Origin of the sequence: Bradyrhizobium sp. LjRoot220, assembly GCF_964252915.1 — a bacterium.
In the GTDB taxonomy this organism is placed as follows: domain Bacteria; phylum Pseudomonadota; class Alphaproteobacteria; order Rhizobiales; family Xanthobacteraceae; genus Bradyrhizobium.
Genome location: NZ_CAXUPS020000011.1, coordinates 34626 through 49732, shown reverse-complemented (window position 1 = coordinate 49732; position 15107 = coordinate 34626). Strand labels below are relative to the sequence as shown.

The window sequence follows — 15107 nt, the reverse complement described above, 5'->3', positions numbered from 1 at the left end:
GGCAGGCATCTTCAACACGCGAGCCAAGCATGACCTCCGCTGAGATCCCCGATGGTTTTGAATTGCACACCCGCAGGAGCCCGCTCACCGAGCCCTGGGAGCCGCTCTATGCCAAGCGGACCGACAAGGCCGTGACTATCGGGCTCCGGTTGGCCAAGCCGCATACCAACGGCCGCGGCCTGATTCATGGCGGGCTGATCGCGGCGCTCTCCGACAACGCGATGGGCTATAGCTGCGGGCAGGCGACGGGCTGGACGACCTCGTTCGTGACGATCGGGCTTGCGGTCGATTTCATCGGCACCGCAGAGATCGGGCAATGGCTCGCGATCGAGACCGAGGTGATCAAGACCGGCCGCACCATCTGCTTTGCGCAGTGCCTGATCAAGGCCGACGACGCCGTGATCGCGCGCGCCAATGCGACGTTCCGCGTGGTGCCGAAGAAGGCTGAATCATAGGCCTTACCTCGTGTCCCGGGCGCGGTGCGGCGTCCTACACGCCGCTCCGCAGAACCGGGACCCATGCGGAGAGATGGGCCCCGGCTCTGCAGCGCACCGTTGCACGCTGCGCTGCGTCCGGCGCACGATAGCTACCCAAACCGCCAATCCGTTATCTCTGTCACCAGATCAATAAAGGTGCGCACCTTGGCCGACAGCAGGCGCGAGGTCGGATAGACGATGTGGATCGGCAGCGTCGGCTGCTCGAATTCCGCCAGGACGATTTTGAGCCTTCCGGCTTTCAGCGAATCGGCGGCCTGATAGGCCAGCACCCGGGTCAGGCCGCCGCCCGCTTCGGCATACTGGATCGCGGCATCGGCGCTGTTGGAGTTAAACCGCGGCGTGCTGGAGACGCGAATTTCGCGGCCTTCGGCGGCAAATCGCCATTCCGGCGCGGCGGTCATGGCGCCGAAATGGATGGTGTCGTGCGAGGCGATCGCCTCCGGCGTTTTGGGCTCGCCGCGCCGTTTGAGATATTCTTTCGAGGCCACCACGATCCGCCGCATCTGCCCGACATGCCGCGCGACCAGGGTGGAGTCCGGCAGGTGGCCGATCCGCACCGCGAGGTCGACGCCCTCTTCCACCAGATTGATCATGCGGTCCGACAGCCTGAGTTCGGCCGAGACCTCGGGGTAGCGCTTCAGATAGGCCGACATGACCGGACTGACGTGAAGCCGGCCAAAACCGTTCGGGGCCGATACCGTCAGCCGGCCGCCCGGCCTGGTGCGCTCGCCCTCGGCGGCACTTTCGGCTTCCTCGACATCGCTGAGGATGCGGCGGGCGCGCTCCAGGTAGCGTGCGCCGGCGTCGGTCAGCGTCACGGAGCGCGTGGTCCGCTGCAGCAGCCGGGCGCCGAGTCGCTCCTCCAGCGCCGCGATCAGCCGCGTCACGCCGGAGGGCGACAAATGGAGCTTGCGCGCGGCGGGGGCAAAGCCCTGCAAATCGGCGACAGTGACAAAGGCCTGCATGGCGTCGATACGGTCCATGCCATTATTTCATATATTGCAATAGTCTCGTGTCAATTGGGATAATTGTTTAAAATTCGTGAGAGCGCATTTTGGAGAAGAACAGGCGCAGTGGCGCCCACAGAATTTGGCAGGAGCTAATCCGATGTCAGACGTTCAAACCTATTCAAGTGACGTCGCCTTCACCCCGGCGGTGAAAGCGATACAGACCCGCAAAGGCTCGCGCGACGGCTATGCCCGCGTCGAAGCGAACGGCGGCTGGCGCACCGAGATCGATGAAAACCTCGCGGGCTTCCTGGGCGAAACCAACAGTTTCTATCTCGCCACCGCCTCGGGCAGCGGCCACCCCTACATCCAGCATCGCGGCGGCCCGAAGGGCTTTGTCAAAATCATCGACAAGAACACGATCGCGTTCGCCGACTACAGCGGCAACCGACAATACATCACGCAAGGCAACCTCTCGGAGAACCCGCAGGCGCATATCTTCGTGATGGACTACGCGCACCGCCGGCGGGTGAAGATCTGGGGCGAAGCGCGCGTCGTCGATGACGATCCTGCGCTGACGCAGGCGCTGATGCCCAAGGGCTACAAGGCGCGGCCCGAGCAGGTCATCCTGTTCCGGATTTCGGCGTGGGACACCAATTGCCCGCAGCACATTCCGCAAAAATTCGACGCGGCCGATGTGGCGACGGCTTTGGCCTCCCGCGACGCCCGCATCGCCGAGCTCGAGGCGGAACTCGCCGCCTTGAAGGGCCAGGCTGCGCCGGCGAGCTAGTCGGTCGGTCAACGGCGAGAACTCGCCCGTTTGGTCCACGGGCGAGTTCTGTTGCGAGTTCTCTTGGATGTCAGGCGATCAATAGGCCCTGCAGACGTTGATCACACCGTACGGGGTCACCCGCCAGCAGCTGTAGCCGTACGCGTAATGACCATGATGGTGGTGGCCATGGTGATGGTGACCATGATGATGGCCGTGGTGGTGATGGCCGTGATGGCCGTGGTGGCCGTGGTGACCGCCATGGTGGCCGCCGTGGTGCCCGCCGTGGCCGTGGCCGCCGTGGCCACCATGTCCGCCGTGCCCGTGCCCACCAGCGAACGCCGCGCTATTGATAGACAGCGAGGCAGTGCCCAGTGCGAGAACTGCAATCGCCGAAACAATGATTTTCCTGATCTTGGTCATGGTCATCTCCCGATCCGTGCAGCGCGACAATCGCCTGCTCTGATCGAGAACCTAGACGCCCTCAACGCCATGCGATGTGACGAAGGTCACTCAGGCCCCTGCAAGCGCTCATCCACGGCCACAGGCACCCACCTGCCGAAAGCTTGCCGCCCCGAACGCTCGACACGGCCAAACCAGGATAATCCCGCCGCTGCGTGGAATGACGACACCGCCTAGGATCCATCGCGACAGACGCTCGCCATGTAAATGCCCAGCCCGTTTGTCTTCATTAGATCGTATGGATCATCCACCCCTTGTTCACGCAGCCATTTGATTTGCAGGTCGTAGGCTTGCCGCTCATGGGCAGCAATGCAGGGCAGCTCAATGTTGTTGAATCGCTGCACGTGATGCACCAATTCATGCAACAGGGCGCTCTTCTGCCGGAGATCGTCGGGTAGCCACTGCTGCGGCAGGTAAATCGAGCCCTCGCTGCGGCTGTAGAGCGCTTGCAGTTCCAGCCGGCTATGTTCCGGCGAGCCATGGCGTGTGGCCAGTTCCGTTGATGTCACGAAATGGATCGGCGGATGATCAGGAGCCAACAAGCCGGTCTGAGCAACGATCCACGCGATGTAAGTGGCGACCAGACTGTTCAGGGCATGATCACCGCTCGGGATATGCGCCGGCGTTCGTCGCGGCTCTCCCGCGGGCGTCACAAGCCGATCCGCCAGAGCAACATCCGCGCCGGCCGCTGTCCTGGAGCGAGCGGCCGCCTCGGAAGTCCAAGCGACAAAGGACGTCGGCTTCACGCCGACCCCGAGCAGAATAATGACAATTGCAACAAGGTAACGTGCGCGCATAGCGCCTCCTTGGAAAAATCCCGCTTTACAAATTGAAATCCTGCCGCCCGCATCAGTTCGTCGCGCGGGGGCTACTTGTCGCTGTCCGCGATCAAGTGCCGGTTTTGATGAATGATGCGATTGGCCGTAAGGCGCCTCGATCGGTGAAGAGCGTCCAGGAAAGCTGCAAGAATCGATCCGCATCCGGCTGCGAGACCGAAACTTGCGCCGAAAACAGATTCCGTCGGAACCTTGGCAGATCGAATCAAATCGCGCTGTTGAAGATACATTGCTTGCTTCTCCATTGCGGCTTCGTGCGGCGCGGTTGCGCCGGATTCATCTCGCGTCGCCGGAGCGAGATTTTCGTGATTGCAATGTCCGCACATCGCCGGGGTGAGCGCGATTAAGGCCCTGCTGCCGTCATCGCCGCCGTCAATCAGGCGTCAAAGCAGCGTTATTTTTGCTCGGCCGAGCCGTGAAAGGTGTAGAATGCGCTTCCTGGAAGGGCCTCACTTTGCGAATTTCGCGTGCGCCGTTGGACGGCGCGTCGTCTCCCATTTTTCATCTTTCATTGCTGGGCGGCTTCGAGCTGACCGGACCGCTGGGCGTTGTCGATCTGCCGAGCAAGAAGCTTGCGGGCTTGCTGGCCTATCTCGCCTGCAACGCCCCGCGGCCGCAGTCGCGTGAGAAGCTGTCGGCCCTGCTATGGGGCTCCCATTTCGATGCGCAGGCCAAGCAGAACCTTCGCCAGGCCCTGTTCCGGTTACGCAAGTTGCTTGGCCAGGACGCTCTGGAGGGCGACGGCGAGGTCGTATCGCTCAACACGGCGGTCATCCAGTGCGATGTCGGCCGGTTCGAGGCCCTGATCCGCGAGGGCAGTCGCGATGCGTTGAACGCGGCTGCCGACCTCTACCGGGGCCGGTTCATCGACGACGTGACCGTCGGCGAAGAGGGCTGGAACGAATGGCTCACTGGCGAGCGCGAGAGGCTATTTGAGCTCGCACTCGGCGCCATGGTGAGGTTCGGCGAACAGGAACTGGCCATCGGCCGCGCCGAACACGCTCTGAAGGCCGGCCAGCGTGCCATCGCGCTCAACAACATGCGCGAGGACGCACATCGGCTGATGATTCAGGCGCTGGCTGCCACAGGACGCAAAGCCGAGGCGGTCAAGTACTATCAGGGTCTCGTTGCGCTGTTCAGGCGCGAGCTGAACACGGAGCCGGATGCGGCGACCAGGTCGCTCGTCGCCGGGCTACGCAGCACGGAGGCGCCGAGCGGATCGCTCGCCGTCAGCGAGATCGCCGAGCGCCCACTGCCGTCGGTGGCTGAGCTGCCTCTTGCCGACGTGACGGGCGACCTCGAGCAGGAGACCGGCACCGAGCGCCTCCCGGTGCTGATCGATTCGGCATCAGCTGCGGCCACGATTAGCCCCGGCAGCTCCGGGCGACGACAGCTCACCATCATGGCGTGCAGCATCGTCGACTCGATGGCACTTTCAGCGCGTCTTGACCCCGAGGACATGCGCGATCGGATCACGGCTTTCAACAAGGCGATCGACGATGTGGTGTCGCGGTTCGGTGGATTTGTCGCCCAGTACCTCGGCGATGGCGTGCTCGTCTATTTCGGCTACCCGGCGGCCGATGAGCACGATACCGAGCAGGCTGTGCGCGCCGGCCTTGCGATCCTGGACGCGATCCGCACGACAAACGCCGGCTCCGGTGCCCCCCTTCAGGTGCGCCTCGGCATCGCCACCGGGCTGGTGGTTGTCGGAGAGCAACTGGGCAGCGGCGATACAGCGAAGCGCGTTGCGATCGGCGAGACGCCAAACCTGGCGGCGCGGCTGCAGGCCATGGCACCACCAGGCGCAGTCGTCATCGGGGCCAGCACGTACCGGCTGGTGGGACGGACGTTCGACTGCCGCGCGCTTGCTGCAATCGAAGTCGAGGGATTGTCGCAACCGATCGAGGCGTGGCAGGTGCGCGGCGAGGCGGTCGGCGTCAGCCGCTTCGAAGCGCGTCGCGCCAGTGCGCAGTCCGCACTTGTCGGCCGGCAGGAGGAGATCGACCTGCTGCTCCGCCGGTGGGACCAGTCCAGGCTTGGCGAAGGGAGGGTCGTCCTGCTCTCCGGCGAGCCCGGCATCGGCAAGTCGCGCATCGCTGAAAGCTTGCTGATCACGCTCGCGGACGGGCCACATGCCCGGCTTCGCTATTTCTGTTCTCCACACCATACGCAGAGCCCGCTCTATCCGTTGATTGCGCAGCTCGAGCAGGCCGCGGGATACGAGCCGGGCAGCGACTCCAGTGCGAAACTCGACAAATTGGCGGCCCTGCTCAAGCCGACGACAAAAAATCTGTCCCGCGACGTAGCGCTGATCGCCGAGCTGTTGGGGGTGCCGGCGGACGAGCGTTATCCGGCAGTGGCGGCCAGCCCGCAGCAGCAGCGCGAGATGACCTTCACCGCGCTTCTCGATCAACTCGACGGCGCAGCAGCGATTGGCCCGGTCCTGATCGTATTTGAGGACGCCCACTGGATCGATCCGACATCGCAGGACTTGCTCGATCGAATGGTTGCCCGCGTTGCCGGCCTGCCGGTGCTGCTGGTGGTCACGGCGCGGCCGGAGCTTCAGCCGAACTGGGTCGGTGAGCCGCATGTGTCGATCCTGCCCCTGAATCGCCTCGACAGGCGCGACAGCGCAGGCATCATCGCCGGCATCACCGGGGGCAAGCCGCTGCCCGACGCCGTCGTCGATCAGGTCCTTGCGCGCGCAGATGGCGTGCCGCTGTTCATCGAGGAACTGACCAGCGCGCTGATCGAAAGCGGCGTCCTCCGCGAGACCGACGAGCGCTATGCGCTCGACGGACCGCTGCCGGAACTCGCCATTCCAGCGACGCTGCAGGCTTCGCTGGTGGCGCGCCTCGATCGCCTCGCCTCGGTCAAGGACGTGGCGCAGATCGGCGCCGCTATCGGAAGGGAGTTCTCCCACGAGATGATCGCCGCGGTGTCCGCCATGGTCCCGATCGACCTCGACGCAGCACTCGAGCGGCTGACCGGTTCCGGCCTCGTTTCCCGGCGCGGAGCGACCCCGGACGCGACCTATACGTTCAAGCACGCGCTGGTGCAGGACGCCGCCTACGCCACCATGCTCAGAAGCCGGCGGCAACCGCTGCATGCGCGCATCGCTGCGGGACTCATCGAACGATTCCCGGCGCTGGTCGAGACCCAGCCTGAGGTTGTCGCCCATCATTTCACCGAGGCCGGACTTGCCAGCGAGGCGTTCGTCCATTGGCTCAAGGCGGGTCGGCTGGCGCAGGCGCGATGGGCGCACCACGAGGCCGTCGAGTTCTTCGAGCAGGCGCTACAGCTCGTCGAGGCGCAGTCCATGAGCCGCGAGGCGCTGGAATTGGCTGTCGATCTTCGCTTCGAACTGAAAGGGTCGTTGTTGCCGCTCGGAGCGTTCGACCGCATTCTCGACCACCTTCGGCAGGCCGAAGGTCCGGCCAGGGCACTCGGGGATCAACGGCGACTGGGCCAGCTCGGAGTCCATATGTGCCACGCCCTGGCGCTGGCCGGGGATCTGCGGGAGGCGATCGCGTTCGGCGAGACCGCTCGCACCATCGCGGCGTCGCTTGAGGACGTGCCGTTGCAGGTGACCGGGCATCTGTACCTCGGGGCGGCCTACCTGTGGACGGGCGACTATCGACGAGCGGAGGATCTTCTCCTGACGGTTGTGCGCTTGCTCGACGGCGAGCGGAGCCGGGAACGGTTCGGCCTCACCGCATTTCCGGCCGTGATCGCCCGCGCCTACTTGACCTGGTGCTGCACCGACGGCGGAGAATACGAGCGAGGGATCATCCACGCTGAAGGAGCCATCGGTCTCGCCGAGGCGCTGGACGATCCCTACACTCTGACCATCGCCTGCTGGTATGTCGGCTATCTCCGGATCTGCAGGGGCGAACCCGGCCGCGCCATCGATGTGCTGGAACGCGCGCTGACGGTGGCACGCGAGTGGAATCAGACCTACAACGGAGCGCTCCTTTCCGGCATGCTGGGGTACGCCTACGCGATGTCGGGACGGACGGGCGAGGGCATCGCGTTGCTGGAGCGCGGGCTCGGCTTCCTCGAGGCGACCGGACATCGCGTGGGCCAGCCGAACTTCATGGTGTTCCTGGGCGAAGCGTGCGCGCTGGCCGGCCGGTTCGCAGACGCGTCGGGATTTCTCACGCGCGCCCTCGCCCTTGCCCGAGAAGGCAGTCAACGCGGCTATGAGGCAAGGGCGCTCAGGCTGCTCGGCGACGTCGCTGCCCGCGATGAGTCGCCAAAAAAGGCCATGCGCCACTACCGCGATGCGCTGGTGCTTGCCGAAGAGATCGGCATGCGCCCGCTAATCGCACACTGCCATCTCGGTCTCGGCAGGCTGTACCAGGGCACGGGTGAGCCCAAGCGGGCCACAGAGCACTTCTCCACGGCGGCGACGATGTACCGCGATCTCGACATGTCATTCTGGCTGGAGCGGGCCGAAGCTGAGTGGCGCCAACAGGCCTAGGCGAGCCGCTTGAAAAGCAACTCGTAGGCCGCGTCTATGTTGACGCTTCTCGCCATGCGGACGGGGTGGCCCGCCGGATCCGGGATGATCCTGCCAGACTCGACGCGAATCCTCGTCGGTTCAACCTTGAACAGTGACGGTTGGAGCGCATAGAGGGCCGCCAACTGGTCAAAGACGCCCTCGTTTGCTTCGTAGTTTTTCTGATCCAGCTGGTCCTGGATCACCTTCGCGTAGAAAGTCGCCCACTTCGTTTTCATATCTTTCATCGTCTGCTGAGCCCAGTGCCCCTTGTTCATCGTCATCTCGACGTCAAACGGAATCATCACCGGGTTCAAATCCGCTTCGAGCAGCTTGTTGGTGGCGAGCGGATCGCTGCCAAGATTAAACTCGTGGGTCTTCTTCTCCGTGCATGTTCCCCCAGTGACGACAAGAGTGCCGACCGTCTTCATCGCCGCCCTGTCGCGTTCGATGGCCGTGGCGATATTCGTCATCGAACCGATGGCAAGGATGGTCAGCTCCGGCCCATGCGCCCTCGCCATAGCTGTTAGCATCTCGGGCGCGTATGTTCCGTTCACGACTGTCCCGAGAGGGGGTAGCGCCCGCACGACACTGCTTGGCGGGCACGGCACCTCGATTGAGACTGGCTTGAGGGCCTGCATGCACCCTGCATAGATGGGGATATCGGGACGTCCACAGCAGTAGGTCATGCGTCGTGCGTTGGTGGTGGTATCTGCTATGTCCTCGTTGCCCCAGACCGTGGTGACGCAGAGCACGTCGATGTCCCGCTTGGCGAGCAACAGGACCAGGACCAGGGCATCGTCCCAGCCCGGATCGGTGTCTATCACCAGCTTGGTCACCAGATGCTCTCCCTTGGCGGTTCACCAACCTTACGTAGGTGTCAGTAGCGCAATTAAGTCAAGGCGCGGTGCTGAGCTGTACGGGGGCATCCGATGGCGGGGGCGCGATTGAGTCTCGACGCGCCATCGGTACCTTGGTCGATCCTGTGCTCGAGACTCACTTCGCGCCTGCTCGCGACCTGCCGCGGAACGAGCTGCACCGGCACCGAGGAGGGTGTCACCGAGACTGTAGCCGAGAATGTCACGGCGACATCGGACTTCGGCACCAGTTCGAACTCCCGAAGCACCGCGCTCAGGAAGTATGTCAGCAGGTATTCTGCCTGGTGGCGCCCGATGCAGTGGCGCGCTCCCGCGCCAAACGGCATCGCGCTCACAATGGACTCTGCGGGCCGCTCGCCGGCCGGTCCCGCAGCGAAACGGCACGGGTTGAAGCGCGGCGCGTCTGCGAAGAACGCCTGGTTCAGGCCGACGGCCGTCTTCATCCACATTACGTTCGTCTTCGCCGGGATATGGAGGCCCGCCACCTCGAGTGATCCGGTCTCGGAGATCTTCGAACTGAACGGAACAGGTGGGAAGAGGCGCATCGTTTCGTGGAGAATATTCAGCACGAAGGCATCTCCTGCGCTTTTGCCCCCGTCTGCGGCCTGAAGCACCCGGGCTCTGGCCTCGTCCTGCACGTCAGGGTTGCGGGAAAGCAGATAGAGCGCCTGCGCCATCGTGTAGCTCATAGCGTCGGTGCCGCCCGCGACCAGCGAGATCAACTCCTCTACGCACTCCTCGTGGTTCCAACCGGCCTTGCCGCCTGACGGATCGAGCTTCAGGTTGACGAGCCTTCCCAGCGCATCCTCCCGCGGCCCTTCGCCCGGTCCCGGCTTCAAACGCCGTTGCAGCCGTCGCTGCAACGCAGCTTCAAGATGGTCGAAGAGGTAACGATACGCGGTTCTTGCCCGGCTTGCCCGGTGCGGGAAGAGCCATCGTACGAAGAAAGGATGAAACGCCCGGAAGCTGATCGCTTCTTCGAGCTCTCCGATCGCCGCCAAATACACCGAGAGGTCGGTCGACTGCTCCCATTCCTCGCCGCAGAGGAAAGAACCCAGACTATTGGCGCTCCAGTGATGGAGGTCCGCCTTCAGGCTGCCGTGCAAGTTCTTGCCGGATCGCCAGGTCCGAAGGTAAAGCGCCGAAACCTCCTCCAGGCGGCAAGCCCCCTGCTGCACGGCCTTCGGCGTAAAGTGCGGGTTCATCTGCTGCCGATGCGCCGTATGTCTCTCTCCGCGCTTCAGACCCATCAAACTTCGCGGCAACACAGTATTGTCGGCGACCCGGTTCGAATCCATGTCCTTGTGCCCGAGCTCCTTGGGTGCGACCGAGAGCGAGACAAACGGCGTGCTGCCCCATGCCATGTGCACCTTCACGACCGGGCCGTACACCCGATGCAGCTCCACGAGTGCCCGATCCCGAGCGCCATGTTCGTGGAGGAGGAGATACCTGAGGCTTCCGACGAAAAACGAAGGTTTCGGGCCAGGAATATGGGCGTATCGTCGAAACTCACCCAATCGGAACGCCACACCCAGTGCCAGGAGCCCGAGCGGGGCCAGCGCTGCGAGGAGCCAGGCTTCACGGAAAGACAACGCGCACGCTAAGGTCACTCCAGCGGCAACCAGCACGATGACGACCACGGAGCCATAGACGCATTCGTACAGTTTCAGAAGGACGGCCGTGCTCTTCATCATCGAGGCTCCGGCGATGGATCGCCGGATATTCGGCACATCGCCGGCTGACACCACTCGAAGCCTGTTGTTGCCGGCGTTACCCGGGCGTGACAGCGGCGTTATTTGTTCACGACTGGCAAAAACGTAGAATGCATCGCAACGCGGGCATGACGCACTGGTGTAGGTGCGGTGCAGCGGAATGGTCGAAATACAGATGAGCGTTCGGCTTTAAGACAACGTCTCAGATGCTGTTTGGATCAATGGAGGAAAGACTCAATCGTAGTAGATGACTTCCGTACTTGTCCGACAGCGGAAGCTCGTTCGGCCGTGCCGGCTGTGCATCAAAGCGATCCCCGCCGCTGCTTGGAGCTATGTCTGCTGGACGAGCGAATGCAACGCGCTAACCGCGGCCTCGATTGCGTCTGATCCCGTCATCGGGGCCGCAACCCAGCAACTGCAAACGGACCCGCTCACGCAGTTTCCCGCTGCGGCGGCCAGCCGAGTGCGGGATAATCTCCGCCACGCGGAACTGCCAGTTCTGGCGATTTCCGCGGTCCTGAATTCAAATCAAGTTGATCGCCTTCAATCTGCCGCGAAATCCGGCTGCACTCCTGTAATTGAGTTCACCCGATGCAAAGCTGGGTCCGAACGCCGATTGCGATCGTCGTCGCGCTTACCTCTTTAGGCGCGATCACCGAGCGGGTGCGCGAACCTGATGTCACCGACACTGAAATTCGCATAGGGAACGTTATGCCCTATAGCGGAAGTTTGCAGGCATTCGGGGCGATCGGAAGGGCCGAAGCCGCGTATTTTGAGATGATCAACGAGCGTGGCGGGATCAACGGCCGCAAGGTGCGCTTCATCACTCACGACGACAAATCCAATCCGTCGACCGCCCTGGAACTTACGCGCGACCTGATCGAGAAAGAGAACGTCCTGCTGATGTTCGGCTCGTTCGGAACTCCGGGCAATTTTGCCGTCCGCGCCTACCTGAACGAACGGCAAGTTCCTCAACTGTTCGTCGCCTCCGGCGACGATCATTTGAGCGATCCATCGCTGTTCCCCTGGACCATGGGTTGGCAGCCCTCGATTCGGGAAGAGGGGCGCATCTACGCCAACTACATCCAGGCGTTCTACTCCGGAAAAGGGATCGTGGCGCTTTGGCAGAACGACCATTTCGGTCGTGAACTATTCAGGGGACTGCAGGACGGGCTCGGTGACATCGCCCGGATGATCAAGCTCGACATCGCGTACGATACAGACGAGCAACTGGCCGCGCACGTATCGGTCCTGAAGCGATCAGGCGCCGAGATTTTTGTGTTTGCGGGTGCACCTGCGAACCTGACCAAGGTGATCCGACGCGCGGCGGAGCTGAACTGGCACCCGGTGTTCCTGCTGAACCACATGTCGTCGTCGATTGCGACGGTGCTAAAGCCCGCCGGCCCGGAAAAGGCCTTGGGCGTCATTACGGCAACCTTCCTGAAGGATGCAAATGATCCGGCCTGGAAGGACGAACAAGCCGTCAAGGACTGGCTGGCCTTCATTGAAAAATACCAGCGGGCCGGAGGCAACGACGACAGCGCCGCCATGTTCGGCTACGCGGCCGCCGAGACCCTTGCCCAGGTGCTCAAACAATGCGGCAATGACCTGTCTCGCGACAACGTCATGAAGCAGGCGGCGGCCCTCGAAAACTACCAGGGCTCGATCCTGTTACCCGGCATCAAAATCAACACCGGACGCTGGGATTTCCGCCCGATCAAACACCTGCGACTGGTTCAGTTCGACGGCCGTAGCTGGCAACCAATCGGCGACGTGCTCGAAACGGCTTTTGCCCGGGCCCCGGATTAGCTGCGTCCGGGCGTCCGGGCGATATACCGTACTGAGAAACAACGTACCGGTTTGCGTCGCAGATGCGGACGACGGGCGTTCGCTCGCCGCCGATCTCAGCGTTCAGGCCCTCATCTTTACGCAGCTTCCTGCTGCAGCGGAGCCCAGCCGAATTCCGGATAATATTGCAGCATCATCCGGTCGACATAGGCGGTCAGGTTGCCGAACTTCTCGGCCTGCTGCCGCAGCGGCGATTCGAAGAACGGCGTCAGGATGCCGGCAATCGCGCCGAAGGCGGTGGCATCGGTGCCGCAGGGCGTGTCGCCGAACAGATATGGCTTGTCACCAAGCTGAACCGACAGCGCAAACAGCGAGCGAACGGCGAGATCGACATCCTCTTCCGGGGCGTGGCGGCCAAGGCCGCTCAACAGATAGTTCTCCGCGACCCGGAACTGCGCATCCTCGCGCAGCTTCTCACGCATATGCTCCGGCACGCCGTCGAAGAAATGCGCCGGACCTTTGGCGAAATTCTCGCTATCGACCCAGCGGGCGCCCACCAGCGCCCAATAGACATGGTGCTCGATCATCCGCTCGAACGCCCAGGCCTGCGCCCGCGCCTGCAGCGACAATGGGGCATCGAAATCGAAGCCATATTTGCCCTCGATATGGGCGCGGATGAAGGTGGAATCGGCGATGCTTTCGGCCTCGTCGACGATGTATGGCAGTTGCCCCTTCGGCGAGGCCGGCGGCATCGCCTTTTCCTTGCGATAGGCCAAACCCGCCATCCTCAGCTGGACCTCGGTCTTGGTCACAAAGGGGCTGATTTCCGGCAAGCCAAAGCCGGCGCCGAAGCCATAGAGCGTGATCATCCGAAAAACTCCTGATTTCCTTGGGTCGTGAGGGAAAGCCTAGCGGCGGCCTGCTGCCACCGTGGTGTCAGCAGCAACAATGGCGGCCGCGACCGTCCTCCTCCTGCTGCTGCGCCCGATGCCCATGGGCCCACGCCAGAAGTTGCGCTTGCGCGAAGCGACACATTGCGGTGAATGAGCGCCATGCCAGCTCGACCATCGCCCAGCGCAGGTCTGACGTGACGCAGTGGATCGAAACCAGCTGTTCCAGGGCGAAGGCCTGGGTATTCACGAGACGGCGGCGGCCTCCCCGGAAGCCAAAATCGCTGAAAATCGTCATGGACAAATTCCCTTCAGTTGAGGTGTTGTCCCGATATACAGACCCCCTGCTGCCAACATGCTGTCAGCATCGGCCAGGCGGGTTCGCGAAAAGCGACCAGAGAAGCGACTGGAAGAGAGACTTCGAGAAAAGGGACTTGCCATGAGACGCGCCGACCGGCTGTTCCAGATCATCCAGGTGCTCCGGCGCACGCGGAAACCGCTGACGGCGGACGCGATCGCAGCCGAACTGGAGACCTCGAAACGCACCATCTATCGCGACATCGCCACCCTGATCGAACAGCGCGTGCCGATCCGCGGCGAGGCCGGCATGGGTTACATTCTGGAGAAGGGATTCGACCTGCCGCCGTTGATGCTGACGCCCGACGAGATCGAGGCGGCGGTGCTCGGCGCGCAATGGGTCGTCGGCCACGCCGATCCCGTGCTGGCACGCGCCGCCCAGGACCTGATGGCGAAAATCGCCGACACGGTACCGGAACGGTTGCGACCTTTCGTGCTCGAACCCGCGAGCCGCGCCCGTGCGGTCTGGAACCGGGAGCCGGATCGCATCGATATGGTGCGGACGCGCACCCAGATCCACGAGGGCAAGAAGATCACCCTGAACTACCGCGACGAACATGGCCGCGAGAGCCAGCGCACGATCTGGCCGATTGCGATCGGCTATCACGAGGCCGTGCGGATCATGGCAGCGTGGTGCGAGCTGCGGAAGGATTTTCGCAGTTTCCGCACCGACCGCGTCGTCGACGCGGTCTACCACGACGAAAAATACCCGGAGCGGCGCGACCTGCTGCGGGCGAAATGGCGGCGCAGCCTGGTTTGGGAAGCTCCGAAGGATACCTGATGCCCGGGATGATTTTTGGTTGAGACCTGCCGTCCAGCATGGGTGGAGGGAGACAAGCGCAAGTGTTCGAGGAAGACCCCAAAGCTCGGTCCGATTTCAAGGCGGGGACGCTCTATGCCATCTGGGGCTTAGCTGACTGGATTTACTACGGCCAGGTCGCTGTTGACAAATCTGTCGCGTTCTTTTCTCGCCGTGACCGAAAAATAATTGCAGCTGCGGACGTGTTGGCCTCGCCGATCATGTCGAGGGTGGGAGTAGATTTTGCGTCCCTCGGACGGGCGCTTCGGTCGGGTGCGTGGAAGAAGCTTGGGAAATATCCTTTGCGCGACGAATTAGGAAGCCTCCAGCCCGTCGTGCAATGGCCCGTAGGGACTCTGGATGTAACTGTTTGGATTGGTCATGTGCAGAGTCGTCTCACGCGAGTTGAGGATCCATCGATTCAAAACTTGGAGATAATCGCAGCTTGGGACGCGATCTATCATATTCCCGCTCGGTTGGCGGTTGACTACGCGCCGGATGAAGCAATCCAAACCGTGGCCAACGTTTGGTCCATCGGAGGGCCGATCTGGCGAGAGCGGCGCGTGAAAGAAGAGTTCGCCCGCCGCTTCGATAAACCGTGGCATCAGTTACCTGCGGATTGGGTGCCAACGGGCCTCTAAGGACCAAGTACGAAATGTCCGTTTCGGGCA

Annotated in this window: 13 protein-coding genes; 7 read left to right on the top strand and 6 right to left on the bottom strand. The window is 62.8% G+C overall.

All coding sequences use genetic code 11. The features are described from left to right. Window positions 1-29 precede the first annotated feature (29 nt). On the top strand, window positions 30-455 hold the full coding sequence (locus ACSQ84_RS31710; RefSeq protein WP_436215674.1) for a PaaI family thioesterase: 426 nt from the start codon (window positions 30-32) through the stop codon (window positions 453-455). Window positions 456-586: 131 nt separating this feature from the next. Here ACSQ84_RS31710 and ACSQ84_RS31705 read toward each other — a convergent pair whose 3' ends face one another. Continuing rightward, a complete protein-coding gene (locus ACSQ84_RS31705) occupies window positions 587-1480 on the bottom strand; it encodes a LysR family transcriptional regulator (protein ID WP_436215673.1) in 894 nt (297 codons plus the stop codon). A gap of 124 nt (window positions 1481-1604) precedes the next feature. Between ACSQ84_RS31705 and ACSQ84_RS31700 the strand changes: the two genes are divergently transcribed. Next, window positions 1605-2234 carry a pyridoxamine 5'-phosphate oxidase family protein gene (locus tag ACSQ84_RS31700; protein ID WP_436215672.1) on the top strand — a complete coding sequence of 210 codons (630 nt, stop codon included), beginning with the start codon at window positions 1605-1607 and terminating at the stop codon, window positions 2232-2234. A gap of 147 nt (window positions 2235-2381) precedes the next feature. Next, window positions 2382-2852: a hypothetical protein gene (locus ACSQ84_RS31695; RefSeq protein ID WP_436215671.1), complete on the top strand. Its 471-nt coding sequence runs from the start codon at window positions 2382-2384 to the stop codon at window positions 2850-2852. Here ACSQ84_RS31695 and ACSQ84_RS31690 read toward each other — a convergent pair. After that, window positions 2849-3472, bottom strand: coding sequence for a DUF6647 family protein (locus ACSQ84_RS31690; protein WP_436215670.1), 624 nt, complete (start codon window positions 3470-3472; stop codon window positions 2849-2851). The two genes, ACSQ84_RS31695 and ACSQ84_RS31690, sit on opposite strands and share 4 nt — an antisense overlap. 514 nt (window positions 3473-3986) lie before the next feature. Between ACSQ84_RS31690 and ACSQ84_RS31685 the strand changes: the two genes are divergently transcribed. Further along, complete coding sequence (locus tag ACSQ84_RS31685) at window positions 3987-7994, top strand: BTAD domain-containing putative transcriptional regulator (RefSeq protein WP_436215669.1); 4008 nt, start codon at window positions 3987-3989, stop codon at window positions 7992-7994. Here ACSQ84_RS31685 and ACSQ84_RS31680 read toward each other — a convergent pair. Both ACSQ84_RS31680 and ACSQ84_RS31675 read right to left on the bottom strand, forming a co-directional pair. Then, window positions 7991-8851, bottom strand: coding sequence for a nucleoside hydrolase (locus ACSQ84_RS31680; RefSeq protein ID WP_436215668.1), 861 nt, complete (start codon window positions 8849-8851; stop codon window positions 7991-7993). The genes ACSQ84_RS31685 and ACSQ84_RS31680 overlap by 4 nt on opposite strands. A gap of 53 nt (window positions 8852-8904) precedes the next feature. Next, window positions 8905-10584, bottom strand: coding sequence for a cytochrome P450 (locus ACSQ84_RS31675; protein WP_436215667.1), 1680 nt, complete (start codon window positions 10582-10584; stop codon window positions 8905-8907). A gap of 609 nt (window positions 10585-11193) precedes the next feature. On the opposite strand from ACSQ84_RS31675, the gene ACSQ84_RS31670 reads away from it, so the two are divergent. Next, window positions 11194-12411: an ABC transporter substrate-binding protein gene (locus tag ACSQ84_RS31670; protein WP_436215666.1), complete on the top strand. Its 1218-nt coding sequence runs from the start codon at window positions 11194-11196 to the stop codon at window positions 12409-12411. 116 nt (window positions 12412-12527) lie between these two features. On the opposite strand, the gene ACSQ84_RS31665 is transcribed toward ACSQ84_RS31670, so the two are convergent. Both ACSQ84_RS31665 and ACSQ84_RS31660 read right to left on the bottom strand, forming a co-directional pair. Beyond that, window positions 12528-13259 carry a glutathione S-transferase family protein gene (locus tag ACSQ84_RS31665; RefSeq protein WP_436215665.1) on the bottom strand — a complete coding sequence of 244 codons (732 nt, stop codon included), beginning with the start codon at window positions 13257-13259 and terminating at the stop codon, window positions 12528-12530. Between the two features lie 67 nt (window positions 13260-13326). Continuing rightward, entirely contained in the window at window positions 13327-13578 is a 252-nt protein-coding gene (locus tag ACSQ84_RS31660; RefSeq protein WP_436215664.1) for a hypothetical protein, read from the bottom strand. Between the two features lie 141 nt (window positions 13579-13719). Here ACSQ84_RS31660 and ACSQ84_RS31655 point away from each other — a divergent pair, with 141 nt between their 5' ends. Both ACSQ84_RS31655 and ACSQ84_RS31650 read left to right on the top strand, forming a co-directional pair. Continuing rightward, window positions 13720-14418, top strand: coding sequence for a helix-turn-helix transcriptional regulator (locus ACSQ84_RS31655; protein WP_436215663.1), 699 nt, complete (start codon window positions 13720-13722; stop codon window positions 14416-14418). 62 nt (window positions 14419-14480) lie between these two features. Further along, window positions 14481-15077 (top strand): hypothetical protein, encoded by a 597-nt coding sequence (locus ACSQ84_RS31650; RefSeq protein WP_436215662.1) that lies wholly within the window; start codon window positions 14481-14483, stop codon window positions 15075-15077. The last annotated feature ends 30 nt before the right edge of the window (window positions 15078-15107 follow it).

Coding starts and splice junctions, on each gene's coding strand:
- ACSQ84_RS31710 (WP_436215674.1), top strand. CDS start 30: ATGACCTCCGCTGAGATCCCCGATGGTTTTGAATTGCACACCCGCAGG.
- ACSQ84_RS31705 (WP_436215673.1), bottom strand. CDS start 1,480: ATGGACCGTATCGACGCCATGCAGGCCTTTGTCACTGTCGCCGATTTG.
- ACSQ84_RS31700 (WP_436215672.1), top strand. CDS start 1,605: ATGTCAGACGTTCAAACCTATTCAAGTGACGTCGCCTTCACCCCGGCG.
- ACSQ84_RS31695 (WP_436215671.1), top strand. CDS start 2,382: ATGACCATGATGGTGGTGGCCATGGTGATGGTGACCATGATGATGGCC.
- ACSQ84_RS31690 (WP_436215670.1), bottom strand. CDS start 3,472: ATGCGCGCACGTTACCTTGTTGCAATTGTCATTATTCTGCTCGGGGTC.
- ACSQ84_RS31675 (WP_436215667.1), bottom strand. CDS start 10,584: ATGATGAAGAGCACGGCCGTCCTTCTGAAACTGTACGAATGCGTCTAT.
- ACSQ84_RS31670 (WP_436215666.1), top strand. CDS start 11,194: ATGCAAAGCTGGGTCCGAACGCCGATTGCGATCGTCGTCGCGCTTACC.
- ACSQ84_RS31665 (WP_436215665.1), bottom strand. CDS start 13,259: ATGATCACGCTCTATGGCTTCGGCGCCGGCTTTGGCTTGCCGGAAATC.
- ACSQ84_RS31660 (WP_436215664.1), bottom strand. CDS start 13,578: ATGACGATTTTCAGCGATTTTGGCTTCCGGGGAGGCCGCCGCCGTCTC.
- ACSQ84_RS31655 (WP_436215663.1), top strand. CDS start 13,720: ATGAGACGCGCCGACCGGCTGTTCCAGATCATCCAGGTGCTCCGGCGC.